The 16856-nt window shown below is 71.8% G+C and carries 16 protein-coding genes; 4 read left to right on the top strand and 12 right to left on the bottom strand.

Going from position 1 to position 16856, the window contains the following annotated elements:
- Positions 1-60: 60 nt before the first annotated feature.
- Positions 61-1488: an NAD(P)/FAD-dependent oxidoreductase gene (locus tag ABD350_RS10350; protein WP_344347572.1), complete on the bottom strand. Its 1428-nt coding sequence runs from the start codon at positions 1486-1488 to the stop codon at positions 61-63.
- A 446-nt stretch (positions 1489-1934) separates the two neighbouring features.
- Between ABD350_RS10350 and ABD350_RS10345 the strand changes: the two genes are divergently transcribed.
- On the top strand, positions 1935-2522 hold the full coding sequence (locus ABD350_RS10345) for a sigma-70 family RNA polymerase sigma factor (RefSeq protein ID WP_344347570.1): 588 nt from the start codon (positions 1935-1937) through the stop codon (positions 2520-2522).
- 249 nt (positions 2523-2771) lie between these two features.
- Here the strand turns inward: ABD350_RS10345 and ABD350_RS10340 are convergent, their stop codons facing one another.
- Positions 2772-4112, bottom strand: a complete 1341-nt coding sequence (locus ABD350_RS10340) for a class I SAM-dependent RNA methyltransferase (protein WP_344347569.1) — start codon at positions 4110-4112, stop codon at positions 2772-2774.
- Positions 4113-4323: 211 nt separating this feature from the next.
- Positions 4324-6372, bottom strand: a complete 2049-nt coding sequence (locus tag ABD350_RS10335) for an APC family permease (RefSeq protein ID WP_344347567.1) — start codon at positions 6370-6372, stop codon at positions 4324-4326.
- A 383-nt stretch (positions 6373-6755) separates the two neighbouring features.
- Between ABD350_RS10335 and ABD350_RS10330 the strand changes: the two genes are divergently transcribed.
- Both ABD350_RS10330 and ABD350_RS10325 read left to right on the top strand, forming a co-directional pair.
- Positions 6756-7427 carry a potassium channel family protein gene (locus tag ABD350_RS10330; RefSeq protein WP_189997226.1) on the top strand — a complete coding sequence of 224 codons (672 nt, stop codon included), beginning with the start codon at positions 6756-6758 and terminating at the stop codon, positions 7425-7427.
- Positions 7427-8095 carry a potassium channel family protein gene (locus tag ABD350_RS10325; RefSeq protein WP_030609167.1) on the top strand — a complete coding sequence of 223 codons (669 nt, stop codon included), beginning with the start codon at positions 7427-7429 and terminating at the stop codon, positions 8093-8095. Before ABD350_RS10330 ends, ABD350_RS10325 begins: the two co-directional genes overlap by 1 nt.
- Positions 8096-8325: 230 nt before the next feature.
- Here ABD350_RS10325 and ABD350_RS10320 read toward each other — a convergent pair whose 3' ends face one another.
- The 7 genes from ABD350_RS10320 to ABD350_RS10290 all read right to left on the bottom strand — a co-directional run bounded on the left by ABD350_RS10320 (position 8326) and on the right by ABD350_RS10290 (position 14988).
- Positions 8326-9129: a DUF3159 domain-containing protein gene (locus ABD350_RS10320; protein WP_344347566.1), complete on the bottom strand. Its 804-nt coding sequence runs from the start codon at positions 9127-9129 to the stop codon at positions 8326-8328.
- Positions 9130-9132: 3 nt separating this feature from the next.
- Positions 9133-9531 carry an OB-fold nucleic acid binding domain-containing protein gene (locus ABD350_RS10315; protein ID WP_078844252.1) on the bottom strand — a complete coding sequence of 133 codons (399 nt, stop codon included), beginning with the start codon at positions 9529-9531 and terminating at the stop codon, positions 9133-9135.
- A 59-nt stretch (positions 9532-9590) separates the two neighbouring features.
- Positions 9591-10277 (bottom strand): response regulator, encoded by a 687-nt coding sequence (locus ABD350_RS10310; protein WP_344347565.1) that lies wholly within the window; start codon positions 10275-10277, stop codon positions 9591-9593.
- Positions 10274-12829, bottom strand: coding sequence for an ATP-binding protein (locus tag ABD350_RS10305; RefSeq protein ID WP_344347564.1), 2556 nt, complete (start codon positions 12827-12829; stop codon positions 10274-10276). The genes ABD350_RS10310 and ABD350_RS10305 overlap by 4 nt, the downstream gene beginning before the upstream one ends.
- Positions 12830-13092: 263 nt before the next feature.
- A complete protein-coding gene (locus ABD350_RS10300) occupies positions 13093-13854 on the bottom strand; it encodes a DUF3710 domain-containing protein (protein ID WP_344347563.1) in 762 nt (253 codons plus the stop codon).
- Position 13855: 1 nt separating this feature from the next.
- Positions 13856-14407, bottom strand: coding sequence for a dUTP diphosphatase (gene dut, locus ABD350_RS10295; protein ID WP_344347562.1), 552 nt, complete (start codon positions 14405-14407; stop codon positions 13856-13858).
- Complete coding sequence (locus tag ABD350_RS10290) at positions 14404-14988, bottom strand: PaaI family thioesterase (RefSeq protein WP_344347561.1); 585 nt, start codon at positions 14986-14988, stop codon at positions 14404-14406. Before ABD350_RS10290 ends, dut begins: the two co-directional genes overlap by 4 nt.
- 57 nt (positions 14989-15045) lie before the next feature.
- Here ABD350_RS10290 and ABD350_RS10285 point away from each other — a divergent pair, with 57 nt between their 5' ends.
- Positions 15046-15510, top strand: a complete 465-nt coding sequence (locus ABD350_RS10285; protein WP_344347560.1) for a DUF3093 domain-containing protein — start codon at positions 15046-15048, stop codon at positions 15508-15510.
- Positions 15511-15577: 67 nt separating this feature from the next.
- Here the strand turns inward: ABD350_RS10285 and ABD350_RS10280 are convergent, their stop codons facing one another.
- Together ABD350_RS10280 and ABD350_RS10275 are read right to left on the bottom strand one after the other, a co-directional pair.
- Positions 15578-16492 (bottom strand): hypothetical protein, encoded by a 915-nt coding sequence (locus ABD350_RS10280; RefSeq protein ID WP_344347559.1) that lies wholly within the window; start codon positions 16490-16492, stop codon positions 15578-15580.
- Positions 16493-16505: 13 nt separating this feature from the next.
- Positions 16506-16802, bottom strand: a complete 297-nt coding sequence (locus ABD350_RS10275; protein WP_005481602.1) for a DUF4193 domain-containing protein — start codon at positions 16800-16802, stop codon at positions 16506-16508.
- Positions 16803-16856: the final 54 nt, after the last annotated feature.

Raw genomic sequence — 16856 nt, 5'->3', positions numbered from 1 at the left:
CCGCCGCCAGCAGCCGGGCCCGGGTCCGTCGCCGCCGACGCCCCGGACCGGGTCCCGGCTTCAACCGGCACCTACCGCGGCCAGCAGCTTCGAGCGCGACGGCCCGGATGCCCACGGACGCTCGGCCGGCCGGCCGAGAGCGAGGACCCGTTCCACCAGCCTCGGATCTCCGAACGCCTCCGCCGGTGTGGCCAACAGGGCGGCCGTGGCGGCGACTGCCCGCAAGATGTCCGGATCACGCAGCTTCGCGGTCTCCAGCGTCCTCCTGAAATGCCAGTCGGAGTCCACGGGCGCCGAGGCCCCGGGAGGCCGGTGTGTCAGCCGTTCCACCTCGGCCAGCCGGTGCCGGTCCCACACACCGAGGTGCCGGCGCACCCGCCCCAGAACCTCTTCGGTGGCCTCGCTGAAGCGGACAGCGAGCTTGTGCCGATCGTCGGCATCCTGGGTGCGGAGCAGGGAACGCAACAGCGCGGCATGCAGCAGCCCTGAGGAGATACCCACACCGAACAGCGGATTGGTAGTGGCCCAGGCATCGCCGACGCTCACGATTCCCGTGGCCACGGGCTTCCCGTTCACGACGAAGCAGCGATGCCGCCCCTCCATGCCCGACATGGCGACGACCCCGGTGACAGGCCGCCCCCCTTCGGCCCAGTGAGACTCGGCGGGGAACAGGCGCAGCACCGCGTCCCACGTCTGCTCGCGATGCAGCGCTCGCAGCGCCCGGTCCTGGCCGGAGACGAAGAACGACACCGAGCGGACGCCGGCGTCACCGGCGCAGGAGACGGTGGAGACACTCTCATAGTGAGTGGTGGGCCACGGCGGCACATGCGACTCCGTCCCGGGTGCGGCGCGGAAGTAGCGGGTGTACGCGAGGAAGCCGTACTCGTCACGCTCCTCCACGGGCCCCGGGGCGCCCAGCTCACGCAGCATGCGTCCCACCGGCGAATTGCGGCCCGCCGCGTCCACGACGAGGTCGGCGAACACGGCCTCCCCGTCCGCCGTGACGGCTCCCACCACATGCGGCTGCCGCGGCAGCCGCTCCCGCCCTGCCAGCAGTGCCCTGACAGCGGTACGCCGACGGACGGTCACACCGGCTGTCCGGCCGGCAACGGTGTCAAGGGCGGCCTCGAAGAGAGGACGGCGGACGTCCATCATCGTGAAGCGCTCGTCTCCCGGCCGGGGCCCGTCCAGGATGCCGGAGCGAAGGGCACCGTCCAGCAGGTTGCCCTGCCGCAGCCCCATCCCGGTCAGCTCGTCCAGAACCTCGGGAACCTCCGTCCGCAGGGTGCGGAACACCGCGGGCAGCAAGAGGTGCGGGTGACGGAACTGGCTGACTCCGGGACGCCGCCACGACTCCCAGGCGGCCTCAGCACCGCCCGGCGGCGGCCCGGCATCCCGTTCCAGCACGGTCACACGATTCCCGTCCCGGGCCAGCATCACTGCCAGGGCGAGTCCCGTCGGGCCCGCTCCGATCACCAGCACGTGCATCGTTTTCACCTCTCCCGGTCGACGACGGGCTCATGATGTGGTGAAGCGGTGCTCACCTGGCAGATCGGTCGACTGGCGATTCCCTGGCCATTCTTTGCTCATCGAACTCTCGACACGCGTGATCCGTTGAGGGGGTGAAAACCCGTCTCGCCGTCCCGGCAGGGCGGGAGCAGCGGTTCCGCGTTCCGTCCGGCCATCCCACGACGATTGCGTCTGCGCAGGTCAGACGCCTTTTCGCGTTCCAGCCGTCCCGGATTCCCCGGCAGACATGGCGAGTGGGACAAGGACTGCCCCAGGCTGGTCACGACGCAACCGCCGAGCCACTCGCCTCACAGCGGCCGGGTTCCGGCGCCGCGTCCGGCCCCCCGGCGACGACCGCCGCAAGCAGCCGTCCGGACCTCACACGGCACCCGCGAACGGATGCCCGATCATCACGGGAAGAGATCATGAACACCCAGCAGACGTCTGTCCTGACCGCCGAGCACGTCGCCTCCACGATCCCCGGGCCCGCCACACCGCGCGCTGCCGCGAGCACCGATCAGTTCGTACGCGAGCTGTACGCCGAGCACGGGACGGCCTTGTTGGCCTACGCGGCCCGCGGCCTGGGAAACGACCACCACCGCGCCCAGGACCTGGTGCAGGAAACCGCCGTAAGGGCCTGGCGCCACGGCCCCTCGCTCACCCTCTCCGCGGACGGCATTCGCCCCTGGCTGTTCCGGGTCCTGCGCAACCTGGTGATCGACGAGCACCGGGCACGAGCCGCGCGCCCCGACGTTCTCCACGAACTGGACGACGCCGTCATGCCGGTCGGCGACGGCACGGACCGTGCCCTGACCGTCCAGGTGGTACGGGAAGCACTGACGGATCTGACCGCGCAGCAGCGGGAGATCCTGCACCACACGTACTTCCGCGGTCTCAGCGTGAACCAGGTGTCGGAACTCCTGGGAATTCCACCGGGCACGGCGAAGTCGCGCACCTTCTACGCGATGCGCGCGCTCCAACGCGCCCTGGCCGCCCGCGGCGTCCTCGGCTGACCGGCGCGTACCCCACGCCGGTGTTTCTTACGAAGCCAGGGCGACAGTGACGGCGACCGGAACCACCAAGACCCCACTGACGGCACGGTGGCACCGCCGGACCGATCGCCCCTCACTCCGGAAGGTGCCGGGCGTGCCAGATCAGCCGTGCAATCAGGCTGACACCCCATCAGGACGAGCGTCAAATGAGCGTCGAGATATCGCCTGTAACGCCCATGGGGACATCACGCGCACTCACCAAACCGCACGTCAGGCGCCCTTTGCGACCGGTTCGAGGACCGCGACGCACTCCACATGATGCGTCATGGGAAACAGATCGAACGCCCGCAGCGTCCGTACTCGGTAGCCGCCCTCGCGGAAGTACCCCAGGTCCCGGGCCAGCGCGGCGGGGTCGCAGGCGACGTAGGCGATGCGGCGGGCGCCCAGGCCGGAGAGGTGGGCGACCGTCTTGCGGCCGGCGCCCGCCCTCGGGGGGTCGAGGACGATGAGGTCGACCTCGGTGATGCCGGTGCGCGGCAGGACCGATTCGACCTTGCCCTGCTCGATGCGTACCCGCGGGAAGTCGGCCAGGTTGTGCCGCGCGTCCTCCACCGCCCGCTTGCCCGACTCGATGCCGAGCACCGCGCCCTGCTCGCCGAGGCGGTCGGCGAGGGCGCCGGCGAACAGGCCCACGCCGCAGTAGAGGTCCAGGGCCATCTCGCCCTTGCGCGGCAGCAGGCCCTGCATCACCGCCGTGACCAGCGTGTCCGCCGCCTTCGGGTGGACCTGCCAGAAACCGCCGCCGCCCACCCGGTACGTACGGCCGTCCGCGCGCTCGCGGACGAAGGGCCGGCCGTGGACGCGGTGCACACCGCCGGACTTCTCGTCCACCCGCAGGACCGACACCGGCCGGTCCAGCTCGACCAGCGGCAGGCGGGCGCCGGGACGCGGGGTGAGGACCACCTGGCGGTCCTGCGAGCCGGTCGCCGCGATCGCCTCGACCGACTCCATGCCGGTCCAGTCCCGCTTCTCGATGCCCAGCTCGCTCACGCCCGCCGCCGCGATCATGCAGTGGTCGATCGGCTCGACCTCGTGCGAGCGGTGGCGGCGCAGGCCCGCCTTGCCCGTCGAGGCGTCGACCGCGTACTGCACCCGGGTGCGCCACTGCGGCACCTCGCCGGCGGGCAGCTTGTCGCCCTCGGCCGGGACCACCGTGCCGTCCCAGCCCGCCTCCTCGGGGGTGAGGCCGGCCAGCCGCTGGAGCTGTTCGGCGATCACGTCGGCCTTGAGCCGGCGCTGGGCGCCCGGCTTGGCGTGCTGCCAGTCGCAGCCGCCGCAGCGGCCGGGGCCGGCGAAGGGGCAGGGCGCCTCGATGCGGTCCTTGGACGGGTTCAGGATCCGTACGGCGTCGGCGCGCAGGAAACGCGCGCCCTCCTCGCCCTCGGTCACCCGGGCCACCACCCGCTCACCGGGCAGCGCGTGCCGGACGAACAGCACCTGTCCCTCGGCGGTACGGGCGATGCAGTGGCCGCCGTGGGCGACGGGGCCGATCTCGACCTCGTACTCCTCACCCACCAGAGACACCGGAGACTTGGTCGGTTCTGCCTGCATGGTGGGATGACTCCAGATCGAAGAGAGTACGGGGAGGACAAGGGACGACAGACGGGAGCGGCCGGCAGCCGGTGGCCGTGGGCCTGAGGGCCGGTGGGCCGGTCGACAGCCCACCAGTCTACGTCCTCCCCGTCTCCCTCCGGTCCCTGCGGGCATCTCCCCTCCGGTCCCTGCCGGACGTCTCCCCCGGGCCCCCGCCGGACGTCCCGCCTCAGTCCTTGCCCGACGGTTCCTTGGGGCGCTCCACGGCCGGGCCGCGCCGGACCGCGCCCGGTGCGTTCCACTCCTGCCGCTTGCGGGCGCGGGCCCGGGCGGCCTCGGAGGAGGCGAGCTGGTAGGGGACGGAGGTGACCATCACACCGGGCGTGAAGAGCAGGCGGCCCTTCAGGCGCAGGGCGCTCTGGTTGTGCAGCAGGTGCTCGTACCAGTGCCCGACCACGTACTCGGGGATGATCACGGAGATCGCGTCGCGCGGGGACTCCTTGCGCAGGCTCTTGACGTACTCGATCACCGGCCGGGTGATCTCCCGGTACGGCGAGTCCAGCACCTTCAGCGGTACGTCGATCCCCCGCCGTTCCCACTCCTCGCGCAGCGCCTTCGTCTCGGCCGGGTCGACGTTGACGGTCAGCGCCTCCAGGGTGTCCGAGCGCATCAGCTTGGCGTAGGCCAGGGCACGCAGGGTGGGCCGGTGGATCTTGGAGATGAGGACGACGGAGTGGACGCGGGAGGGGCGGACCATGTCGTCGCTCGGGCCCTCGGGCGCGGCGATCTCCTCGGCGACCCGGTCGTAGTGCTTCCGGATCGCGGTCATCGTCGCGTAGAAGATGCACATGCCGAGCAGGGCCACCCAGGCGCCGTGCGTGAACTTGGTGACCAGTACGACGACCAGTACCAGGCCCGTGAAGAAGGCGCCGAACGCGTTGATCGCGCGGGAGCGGATCATGTGGCTGCGCTTGGCCGGGTCCTTCTCGGCGGCGAGGTGGCGGTTCCAGTGCCGGACCATGCCGGTCTGGCTGAGCGTGAAGGACACGAACACGCCGACGATGTACAGCTGGATCAGGCGCGTGGAGTCGGCGCCGTAGATGAACACCAGCAGCACGGCCGCGCCGGCGAGCAGCACGATGCCGTTGGAGAAGGCGAGCCGGTCGCCGCGGGTGTGCAGCTGGCGCGGCAGGTAGCGGTCCTGGGCGAGGATCGAGCCGAGCAGCGGGAAGCCGTTGTAGGCCGTGTTGGCGGCCAGGAACAGTACCAGCGCGGTGGCGGCGGCGAGCAGGATGAACAGGAGGCTGCCCTTGCCGAAGACCGCCTCGGCGACCTGCGAGATCACCGGGTTCTGGACGTAGTCGGGGCCGACCGGGACGCCGTGGTGCAGCAGGTCGGTGGCCGGGGTCTCGGCCATGCGGACCTTCGTGGTCATCGCGAGGGCGATGATGCCGCAGAACATGGTGACGGCGAGCAGGCCCATCATCGCGAGCGTGGTCGCCGCGTTCTTCGACTTGGGCTTGCGGAAGGCCGGGACGCCGTTGGAGATCGCCTCGACGCCGGTGAGGGCCGCACAGCCGGAGGAGAAGGCGCGCAGCAGCAGGAAGATCAGCGCGAAGCCGGCGAGGCCCTGGTGCTCGGCCTTGATGTGGTAGTCGGCGGTCGGGGCGCGCATGGTGTCGCCGAGGACCAGGCCCCGGAAGGCGCCCCAGAGGATCATGATGAAGACGCCGCCGACGAACACGTACGTCGGGATCGCGAAGAGTTTGCCGGACTCCTTCACGCCGCGCAGGTTCATCAGCGTCAGCAGCACGATCACGGCGACCGCGCAGAGCACCTTGTGCTCGACCACGAAGGGCACCGCGGAGCCGAGGTTCTCGATGCCGGAGGAGATGGAGACGGCGACGGTCAGGACGTAGTCCACCAGCAGGGCGCTGGCCACGGTGAGGCCGGCCTGCGGGCCGAGGTTGGTGGTGGCGACCTCGTAGTCACCGCCGCCGCTCGGGTAGGCGTGCACGTTCTGCCGGTAGGAGGCGACCACGGTGAACATCAGCACGACGACCGCGACGGCGATCCAGGGGCTGAAGTGGTACGCCGACACGCCCGCGATGGACAGGACCAGCAGGACCTCCCCCGGCGCGTAGGCGACGGAGGACAGCGGGTCGGAGGCGAAGACGGGGAGTGCGATGCGCTTCGGCAGCAGGGTTTCGCCCAGCCGGTCACTGCGCAGTGCGCGCCCGATCAGGATCCGTTTGGGCACGTCGGTCAGTTTGGACACGAGAGAGGATCGTAAGCCTTCGAACTGGCCCCCGCCCACCCGGCGTGCTGTATCTGCCTCACGAGTGAAATCGGGGGCACGCGGAACTTCGGAATCCGTGGTGGTGGGTGCCCGCCGTGCCCGGGTGGCAAACGCCGCCTGTCGTCGCGCCCCGGGGCGCGCCCGCGCGCGCCCGCGGTGCCGATCGGGACACCACCCGCCCCACCCGGCCTCGGAATCCAGACCCGTGCGGCGTGCTCAGGATCACTCGCCGTACCACTCGTCGGCGGCTCGCGCCGCGCCGGGCAGGGGGTACGGAGCGCGTGGCGCCCGTGTGTAGCTTTGGGCCTCTGTCTGAGACCCTGATGCTTGAGCAGTAACTTTTGGACACCGGAAGGACGGTCGTGCACATCGTCATCATGGGCTGTGGAAGAGTGGGTTCCGCTCTTGCCCAGACCCTGGAGCAACAGGGCCACACGGTCGCCGTGATCGACCAGGACCCCACCGCCTTCCGCCGGCTGGGCCCGGGCTTCGGGGGCCGCCGGGTCACCGGCGTCGGCTTCGACCAGGACACCCTGCGCGAGGCGGGCATCGAGGAGGCCGGCGCCTTCGCCGCGGTCTCCAGCGGTGACAACTCCAACATCATCTCCGCGCGCGTGGCCCGCGAGATGTTCGGCGTGGAGAACGTGGCGGCCCGCATCTACGACCCCCGGCGCGCCGAGGTCTACCAGCGGCTGGGCATCCCCACCGTGGCCACGGTCCGCTGGACCGCCGACCAGATGCTGCGCCGGCTGCTGCCCTCGGGCGCCGAGCCGCTGTGGCGCGATCCCACCGGCGGGGTGCAGCTCGCCGAGGTGCACGCCTCCCCGAAGTGGGTCGGTCACAAGATCAGCAAGCTCCAGGAGGAGACGGGCGTCCGGGTGGCGTTCCTGACCCGGCTGGGCGAGGCGGTCCTGCCCACCTCCCAGACGGTGCTGCAGGAGGGCGACCTCGTGCACGTGATGATGCGGACGGACGACGTGGACAAGGTCGAGGCGGCGTTCGCCGGTGGCCCGGAAGAGGAGGGCGGTCACTGATGAGGGTCGCCATTGCCGGGGCCGGCGCGGTCGGCCGCTCGATCGCGGGCGAGCTGCTGGAGAACGGCCACGAGGTCCTGCTGATCGACAAGGCGCCGACCGCCATCTCGGTCGAGCGCGTCCCGCAGGCGGAGTGGCTGCTCGCCGACGCCTGCGAGATCACCTCCCTGGACGAGGCGGCGCTCCAGCGCTGCAACGTCGTGATCGCCGCGACCGGCGACGACAAGGTGAACCTGGTCGTCTCGCTGCTCGCGAAGACCGAGTACGGCGTCCCGCGCGTCGTCGCCCGGGTGAACAACCCCAAGAACGAGTGGCTGTTCAACGAGGCGTGGGGCGTGGACGTGGCCGTCTCCACGCCGCGGCTGATGTCCGCCCTGGTCGAGGAGGCGGTGAGCGTCGGCGACCTGGTCCGGCTGCTGCGCTTCAGCCACGGCGACGCCAACCTGGTCGAGCTGACCCTGCCCGAGGAGTCGGCCCTGGCCGGCACGCAGGTGGGGGACGTGGAGTGGCCGCAGGACACCTCCCTGGTCACGATCATCCGCGGCACCCGGGTGCTGACCCCCTCCAAGGAGGACTCCCTGGAGCCGGGTGACGAGCTGCTGTTCGTGGCCGCCCAGGCCCGGGAGGAGCAGCTGGAGGAACTGCTGTCGGTGCGGCGCGAGAGCTGACCCCGGCACACGGAAGGGCGCCCTTGCCGAACAAGGGCGCCCTTCGTCGTCGTAGGCCGGCAGCTCACGTCGCCGTAGGCCGACCGCTCACGCCTGCCGGCTGTCGCCGCAGGAGGCCCGCTCACGTCTCCCGGCTCGCCGGAGGAGGGCCGCTTACGCCTCCCCCGGCTTGCCGCCCGCCGTACGAGGGCCCGCTCACGTCTCCCGGCTTGCCGCCGTACGACGGCCGTTCACGCCTCCCGGCGGTGCCGTCCCGCGGCCGGCTCGCCGGGCTCGCCGGTCTCGGCCGCCGCCGCGGTCCCGGCGGCGAGGGCCGCCTTGCGCTCCTTCTCGGCCTTCTCGGCCTTCTCCTGTGCCTCCATCTCGGCGAACACGTCGATGGGCGCGGGCGCCTTCGCCAGGAAGACCCAGGTCAGCCAGACCGCGAGCAGGAACGGCGGGATCTTCAGGGCGACCAGGACCCAGCCGAGCTGGGTGGTGTCGGCCCACCAGTACAGCGGGAAGAGGATCGCGCACTTGGCGAGCAGGATCAGGCCCCAGGCCCAGCTCGCCTTGGTGTACGCCTTCTTGCGGCCCGGGTTGCGCGTGCGCCAGGAGAGGTTCTCCTTGAAGACCGGGCCCAGGATGAGGCCGATCAGGGGGACCCCGGCGAGGGCGGTGACGATGTACGCCAGCGCCAGGCCCAGTGTGTAGAGCATGCCGGGGAGGTAGAAGTCCTTGGCGTTGCCGGTGAACATCGCGAAGACGACACCGAAGGCCACGCCGAAGACACCGCTGAAGGCGTGCTTGACCGTGTCCCGCATGGCCAGCCGGACCACGACCAGCACCAGGGACACCGCCAGCGCGGCGATCGCGGACAGGTGCAGGTCCTTGTTGACCGTGAAGATCGCGACGAAGAGCAGGCCCGGCACGACCGTCTCGACCATGCCGCGGACCCCGCCGAAGGCCTCGAAGAGCGCCGCCTCGGTCACCGCGCGGGCGTCTTGTGGGTGAGTCTGGTCGGTGTCTTCGGTCGGCTTGTCGAGGGACGTCACCGGCTACTCCCGTCCGAGGGGTCGCAGTTCGTATTTGGGGTTGAACAGCACCCGGCGGCCCCGGCTCATCGAGATCCGGCCCGATGCGATCAGCTTGCGCCCCGGTTCGATCCCGACGATGGAGCGCCTGCCGAGCCACACGACGTCCAGGGCCGCGGAGCCGTCGAAGAGTTCGGCCTCCAGGGCCGGGACTCCGGCGCGCGGGCGCAGGGTGACCGTGCGCAAGGTACCAGTTACGGTGACGATCTGCCGGTCGTGGCAGTCGCCTATCTTGATGCAGCCCGCCGTCTCCGCGTCTTCGCGCAGCTCCTCCGACTCCAGGTCCTCCTGCGAAGAGGAGAGCCGGTCGAGCATGCGCCGGAACCGGCCGGCCGGCTTTTCGGAACGAGGAACAGCAGTCATATGTGAAGCGTACCGGGGCCGCCGACAGGGCCGACAGGCCACCGAGAGCGCCCGCCGGCTCACTTCTCGAAGCGGTACCCCATCCCCGGCTCCGTGATGAAGTGCCTCGGATGCGACGGGTCGGCCTCCAGCTTGCGCCGCAGCTGGGCCATGTACACCCGCAGGTAGTTGGTCTCGGTGCCGTACGACGGCCCCCACACCTCCTGCAGCAGCTGCTTCTGGCCGACGAGGCGGCCGGTGTTGCGCACCAGCACCTCCAGCAGGTGCCACTCGGTCGGGGTGAGCCGGACGTCCTTGCCGTCGCGGTGGACCTTCTTCGCGGCGAGGTCGACGGTGAACCCCTCGGTCTCCACGGTCGTCAGGTCGTCCTCGCCCGGCCCGGCCGGCTCGGCGCGGCGCACCGCGGCCCGCAGCCGGGCCAGCAGCTCGTCCATGCCGAACGGCTTGGTCACGTAGTCGTCGGCGCCCGCGTCCAGCGCCTCCACCTTCTCGTCGGAGGAGTGCCGGGCGGACAGCACCAGGATCGGCACCCGGGTCCAGCCGCGCAGGCCCCGGATCACCTCCACGCCGTCCATGTCGGGCAGGCCCAGGTCGAGGACGACCACGTCGGGGTGGCGGGAGGCGGCGAGTTCGAGGGCGGTCCTGCCGTCGGGGGCCGCGTCCACCTCGTACGCGCGTGCCTTGAGGTTGATCACGAGGGCGCGCACGATCTGCGGCTCGTCGTCGACCACGAGCACCCGGGTCATATGGTGTGCCTTTCCGGTTCGGTACGAAACTCCCCGGCGGGGAGCGGCTCGGGGCGCGGTCCCGCCGCGCGCAGGCTCAGCACCATGGTGAGCCCGCCGCCCGGTGTGTCCTCCGCGGTGAGGGTGCCGCCCATGGCCTCGGCGAAGCCCCGGGCGACCGCGAGGCCGAGTCCGACGCCCGCGCCGCGCGGGGCGTCGCCGTAGCGCTGGAAGGGCTCGAAGATCCGCTCCTTGGCCTCGTCCGGCACGCCCGGCCCGCGGTCCACCACGCGCACCTCGACCCGGTCGGCGATGGCGCTCGCGGCCACCAGGACGCGCCGCCCGGATGGACTGTACTTGACGGCGTTCTCCACCAGGTTGGCCACCGACCGCTCCAGCAGCCCGGGATCCACGGCGACCATCGGCAGCGTCTCGGGCACGTCCAGGTCGACGCTGTCCTCGGGTACGCCGCCCAGCGCCATCGGTACGACCTCGTCCACGTCGATCTCGCGGATCAGCGGCGTCACCGTACCGGTCTGGAGGCGGGACATGTCGAGGAGGTTGCCCACGAGGTGGTCGAGCCGGTCGGCGCCCTCCTCGATGCCCTCCAGCAGCTCGGCCTGGTCCTCCTCGGACCAGGCCACGTCGTCGGAGCGCAGGGAGGTCACGGCGGCCTTGATGCCGGCCAGCGGGGTGCGCAGATCGTGGCTGACGGCGGCCAGCAGGGCGGTGCGGATGCGGTTGCCCTCGGCGAGCGCACGGGCCTGGTCGGCCTCCTCCTGGAGGCGTCGGCGCTCCAGCACCACGGCGGCCTGGGCGGCGAAGGCGGCCAGCACCCGGCGGTCCGCGGCGGGCAGCACCCGGCCGGTGAGCGCGAGCGCCATGTGGTCGCCGACGGGCATGTCCACGTCGGCGTCCTCGGGGCGCTCCAGCGGCGGCCCCGAGCCGGCCCGGCCGGCGCAGGTCCAGGGCGCCACGTCGCTCTCCCGCTCCAGCAGGGCGGCGGACTCCATGGCGAAGGTCTCGCGGACCCGTTCCAGCAACTCCTCCAGGCTGGTCTCGCCGCGCAGCACGTTGCCGGCGAGGAAGGAGAGGATCTCCGACTCGGCGCGCAGCCGGGCCGCCTGGTCGGTACGCCGGGCGGCGAGGTCCACCACCGAGGCGACGGACATGCCGACTCCGAAGAAGATCGCGATGGCGACGATGTTCTTGGGGTCGGCGATGGTGAGCCGGTGCAGCGGCGGGGTGTAGAAGTAGTTCAGCAGCAGCGAGCCGAAGGCCGCCGAGGCCAGCGCGGGCAGCAGGCCGCCGAGCAGGGCGGCGGCGACGGTGACGGCCAGGAACAGCAGCATGTCGTTGGCGAGGCCGAGGCCGGCGGTGTTCAGGCCGAGCGCGAGGACGACGGGGCCGGCCAGACCGACGGCCCAGCCCCACAGGATCCGCGCCCGCCCGAGCCGGCCGCCGCGGGCCACGGGCAGTCCCCGGCCCTTGGCGACCTCCTCGTGGGTCACGATGTGCACGTCCAGGTCGGGGCCGGACTCCCGGGCGACCGTGGCGCCGACGCCGGGCCCGAAGACGTACTGCCAGGTCTTGCGGCGCGAGGAGCCCAGCACGATCTGGGTGGCGTTCACCCCGCGCGCGAAGTCGAGCAGGGCGGCCGGGATGTCGTCGCCGACCACGTGGTGGAACGTTCCGCCGAGGTCCTCCACCAGGGTCCGCTGGACGGCCAGCTCCTTGGGGGAGGCCGAGGTCAGCCCGTCGCTGCGGGCGATGTAGACGGCCATGACCTCGCCGCCGGCGCCCTTCTCGGCGAGCCGGGCGGCCCGGCGGATGAGGGTGCGCCCCTCGGGGCCGCCGGTCAGGCCCACCACGATCCGTTCCCGGGAGCCCCATATCGCCGAGACCCGGTGCGCGCTGCGGTACTGGGTCAGGTACTCGTCGACCCGGTCGGCCACCCACAGCAGCGCCAGCTCGCGCAGCGCGGTCAGATTGCCCGGCCGGAAGTAGTTGGACAGGGCCGCGTCGACCTTGTCCGGCGCATAGATGTTGCCGTGCGCCATGCGGCGGCGCAGCGCCTGCGGGGACATGTCGACCAGCTCGATCTGGTCGGCCCGGCGTACGACCTCGTCGGGGACGGTCTCGCGCTGGCGCACCCCGGTGATCGACTCCACGATGTCGCCGAGTGATTCCAGGTGCTGGATGTTGACGGTGGAGACGACGTCGATGCCGGCGGCCAGCAACTCCTCCACGTCCTGCCAGCGCTTGGCGTTGCGCGAGCCCGGGACGTTGGTATGGGCCAGCTCGTCCACGAGGGCGACGGCGGGGGCCCGGCGCAGCACCGCGTCCACGTCCATCTCCTCGAAGACGCCGCCCCGGTACTCCAGCGCCCTGCGCGGCACCTGCTCCAGGCCGTGCAGCAGCACCTCGGTGCGCGGTCTGCCGTGGTGTTCCACGAACGCGACCACGCAGTCCGTGCCCCGCTCGGTACGGCGGTGTCCCTCGGCGAGCATGGCGTAGGTCTTGCCCACGCCCGGTGCCGCACCGAGGTAGATCCGAAGCGTGCCGCGTGCCATGCCTACATTGTCTTTCCGTGCCTGAGGTCCGAGCAGCGTCGACCTTACGGCCGCCCGCCCCGCCGATCAGGACCGGAAGGACGAACAAGGGCCAACTTTGACGCAACCCTGACGACAAGCGCCCCCACGGGGCGCGGGCAACTGCGCGAGCAGACACGACGGCCCCGCACCCGGCAACGGACAGGCACCCCCCGACGGCGCGCCCCCGCAAAAAGCGGGCCGCGCCCCTGAGGGGCACGGCCCGTGTATCTCCGCTGAAGCCGTCAGCGGACCTCGGTGATCTCCGGCCCCCGCTGCAACTGCCCCATCCCGCCGGAGAAACGCGAGCCCTCCTCCTGCTGGACCCCCTCGGGCACCATCTGCGCGTCGTTCGGCAGCTTGAGGACGATCGGGTCGCGCGGAGCCATCGGGCCCTCGCCGCGGACCACGACCGTGTCGCGGAAGATCTGCTCCAGCAGCCCGGCGGCCTCCGGCTGCACCGCGCCCTGCCCGGAGATCACACCGCGCAGGAACCAGCGCGGGCCGTCCACGCCGACGAACCGGACGACCTGGAAGCCGCCGGTGCCATCGGGCAGCTGCACCGGTACCCGGGCGCGCAGCTCCCAGCCGAGCGGGCCCTCGACCTCGTCGACGATGCCACCCTGCTGGGTGATGCCGGAGGCGATCTCCTCGCGTACCTCGCCCCAGATGCCCTCGCGCTTGGGCGCGGCGAACGCCTGGAGCTGGATGGCGCTGTCGCGCAGCACGACGGTGGCGGCGACGATGGCGTCCCCGGCGACCTCGACCCGCAGCTCCATGCCGTCGACGCCCGGCACGAACAGCCCGCCGAGGTCCACGCGGCCCTCGGCCGGGTCGCGCACCTCGCTGCTGTCCCACGGCCCGTCGGGCCGGGGCCCGGGCTCCAGCCGGACGCGCCCGCGCCCGGCCTCCTCCTCGTCCGCCTCGGTGTCGACGCTGTCGACGACCTGCTCGGCCTCGCCGGCCGCGTCCTCGGCGGCACCCTTCTTCTTGCGACGTCCGAACACGTCACTGTCCTTCCCGGTCGGATACGACCGAAGCGTATCGATTCCCACCCGTCGGACCGCCTACGGCGGCCTGACCGCTTGTGCCGCTGTCCCCGCCCACCGCGGCATGGCCGCCGGTGGACCCGAAGCCCCCCTCGGCCCGCGCCGAGCCGGGAAGTTCCGCGACCTCCTGGAAGCGGACCCTCTCGACTTGCTGGACGACCAGTTGGGCAATCCGGTCGAAGCGCTCGAACCGCACGCTCTGGCGCGGGTCGAGATTCACCACGATCACCTTGATCTCCCCACGGTACCCGGCATCAACCGTCCCCGGGGCATTCACCAGGGCGACACCGCAGCGGGCGGCGAGGCCGGACCGCGGGTGCACGAACGCCGCGTACCCCTCCGGGAGGGCGATCGACACTCCCGTGGGCAGCACGGCGCGCTCACCGGGCGCCAGCTCGCAGGGCTCGGTGGTCCGCAGATCGGCTCCGGCGTCACCCGGGTGTTCGTACGCCGGAAGCGGGACGTCGGGGTCCACCCGGCGGATCAGTACGTCGAGAGGGCTACGGTTCACGGGTTCACCTCGAAGGCGCGGGCACGCCGGATCTGGTCCGGGTCGTTCATGGCGGCCTGGATCTCCTCCCGGCGGCCGTGGTCGGTGAAGTGGTCCACCTTGACCTCGATGAAGAGGGCGTCGGCGCGGACGGCGACCGGACCGTCGGGGCCGCCGAGGCGTCCGGTGGCGGTGGAGTAGATCTTGCGGCCCGCGACGGCGGTGACCTCGGCCTCCAGGAACAGCGTGGCGCCGACGGGCACGGGCCGGACGAAGTCCGTCTCCAGCCGTCCGGTCACGGCGATCGTGCGCAGCAGCCAGTTCAGCGAGCCGAGGGTCTCGTCCAGGGCCGCGGCGAGCACTCCGCCGTGCGCGAGCCCCGGGGCGCCCTGGTGGGCGGGCCGCACGGTGAACTCGGCGGTCAGCGAGACGCCCTCGCCGGCCCGGGCCTCCAGGTGGAGTCCGTGCGGCTGGCCGGGGCCGCAGCCGAAACAGTGTGCGTAATGGGCGCCGAGGAGTTCCCCGGGCGCGGGCGCGTCGGGGTGCCGTATGGGCTTGCCCGCGTCGGCGGGAGGCTGAAGAGCTGCGGAACTACCACTCACAGCCGCAGACCTTACCCGCGCATCCGTCCTCTACGGATCCCATGCCAAGCTAGTTTCATGCAGCTCTCCGCCACCCCCTACGAAGAACGTCTCACGGCTCCCCGCTCGTGGTGGGTGATCAGCGTCCTGGTGGGCGTCTCGCTCGCCCTGATCCTGCTGCCGTTCGGCACCCTTCCGCTGCTCGGCGGCCTGGTCGGCGGCACCGCCGCGGCGGCCGTGGTGGCGAGCGCCTACGGCTCCCCGCGCATCCGGGTCGTGGGGGACTCGCTGATCGCGGGCGAGGCGAAGCTTCCGGTGTCGGCGCTGGGCGCGACGGAGATCCTGGACGCCGAGGAGGCCCGCGCCTGGCGGACGTACAAGGCCGACACCCGCGCCTTCTTGCTGCTGCGCGCCTACATCCCGACGGCGCTGCGCGTGGAGGTCACCGACCCCCAGGACCCGACGCCGTACCTGTACCTGTCGACGCGGGAGCCGCGGAAGCTCGCCGCGGCGATCGACGCGGCGCGCAAGGCGAACGCGTAGAAGCACCGACCGCAAGCACCGGCTGTGGAAGTCCCGGCCGCAGAGGTCCCGGCTGTCGAAGTCCCGGCTAAGGCTCCTCGGGGCGCTCGGGCAGCTCCAGCGGTCTCGCCGGTTTCTCCAGCGGCGGCAGCTCCGGCAGCTCGTCCCAGGACACCCGGGTCCTGCGCAGATCGGCCCGGATGCGGGCGGCGAGCTTTCTGGTCTCCCGGCGGTTCATGACCGCCCCGACCGCGGCCCCGACCAGGAACGGCGTCAGGTTGGGCAGGTTGCGGACCATCCGCTTCATGATCCGCTGGCGCAGTTCGCGCTTCATCCGGCCACCGAGGGCCGTGTCGTACGTCGACGGCTTCGTCACGTCGATGCCGCGCTCCCCCGACCAGGAGGACAGATACGCGGCGGTACGCGCCTTGAGGTCGCCGGGCGGGCGGACGCCGTAGACCTCGTGCAGTTCGGCGATCAGCTTCAGCTCGATCGCGGCGACCCCGGTGATCTCCGCGGCGAGTTCGGTGGGCATGGCCGGGGGTACCGGCAGCATCGCCGCCGCCCCGATTCCGGCGCCGACCGTAGAGGTGCCGGCCGCCGCGCCCGCCACCAGCTTGTCGGCCAGTTCCTCGGGTCCCAGGCCGGGAAACTGGCGGCGCAGGGTCGCGAGGTCGCGTACGGGGATACGCGGGGCGATGTCGATGACGCGGTCCGCGAGGTACGCCAGGCCCGCACGGGCCCGGCTGCCGCCCCTGTGGGCGCCTTCCCGGGCCAGATCCCGGGCCTTGTCGCGGATCACCCGCGCCCGGCTCCGGGCGACGGGTGCGGGGTGCCGGTCCGGCGCCGGGAGGCCGTCCCGGTCCGCCGCCGGTCCGAGCGAGGCTCCCGCGCCGGGTGAGCCCCGCTCGTCGTCACGCGCGCCGTGCGGGCCGCCGTGCGGCCCTTGGTCCGCTTTCCCCAGGGGGAAGCGGCGCTTCCGGGGAGGGGTCGAGCCAGACATGGCCGACCCGTCCTCAGTCGCAGTCGCGGCAGATCGGCTGACCGTTCTTCTCCCGGGCCAGCTGGCTGCGGTGGTGCACCAGGAAGCAGCTCATGCAGGTGAACTCGTCCTGCTGCTTGGGCAGGACCCGGACGGCCAGTTCCTCGTTCGAGAGGTCGGCGCCGGGCAGTTCCAGGCCCTCTGCGGCCTCGAACTCGTCGACGTCCACCGCCGAGGTGGACTTGTCGTTCCTCCGGGCCTTCAGCTCTTCAAGGCTGTCCGAGTCGACGTCGTCGTCGGTCTTGCGTGGAGTGTCGTAATCGGTTGCCATATCGCTCTCCCCCTCTGGGTGTCTGCGGTGTTCTCCAGCGCACGTAACGCGTGA

It is taken from the genome of Streptomyces nogalater (genome assembly GCF_039532885.1).
GTDB classification, from domain to species: domain Bacteria; phylum Actinomycetota; class Actinomycetes; order Streptomycetales; family Streptomycetaceae; genus Streptomyces; species Streptomyces nogalater.
Note: the sequence above shows the minus strand (reverse complement) of the source record. Positions and strands in the feature narration are given on the sequence as shown.

Bases quoted from the DNA above. Each gene is read 5' to 3' on its own strand.
- ABD350_RS10350 (WP_344347572.1), bottom strand. From the start codon at position 1,488: ATGCACGTGCTGGTGATCGGAGCGGGCCCGACGGGACTCGCCCTGGCA.
- ABD350_RS10345 (WP_344347570.1), top strand. From the start codon at position 1,935: ATGAACACCCAGCAGACGTCTGTCCTGACCGCCGAGCACGTCGCCTCC.
- ABD350_RS10340 (WP_344347569.1), bottom strand. From the start codon at position 4,112: ATGCAGGCAGAACCGACCAAGTCTCCGGTGTCTCTGGTGGGTGAGGAG.
- ABD350_RS10325 (WP_030609167.1), top strand. From the start codon at position 7,427: ATGAGGGTCGCCATTGCCGGGGCCGGCGCGGTCGGCCGCTCGATCGCG.
- ABD350_RS10315 (WP_078844252.1), bottom strand. From the start codon at position 9,531: ATGACTGCTGTTCCTCGTTCCGAAAAGCCGGCCGGCCGGTTCCGGCGC.
- ABD350_RS10310 (WP_344347565.1), bottom strand. From the start codon at position 10,277: ATGACCCGGGTGCTCGTGGTCGACGACGAGCCGCAGATCGTGCGCGCC.
- ABD350_RS10305 (WP_344347564.1), bottom strand. From the start codon at position 12,829: ATGGCACGCGGCACGCTTCGGATCTACCTCGGTGCGGCACCGGGCGTG.
- ABD350_RS10285 (WP_344347560.1), top strand. From the start codon at position 15,046: ATGCAGCTCTCCGCCACCCCCTACGAAGAACGTCTCACGGCTCCCCGC.
- ABD350_RS10280 (WP_344347559.1), bottom strand. From the start codon at position 16,492: ATGTCTGGCTCGACCCCTCCCCGGAAGCGCCGCTTCCCCCTGGGGAAA.
- ABD350_RS10275 (WP_005481602.1), bottom strand. From the start codon at position 16,802: ATGGCAACCGATTACGACACTCCACGCAAGACCGACGACGACGTCGAC.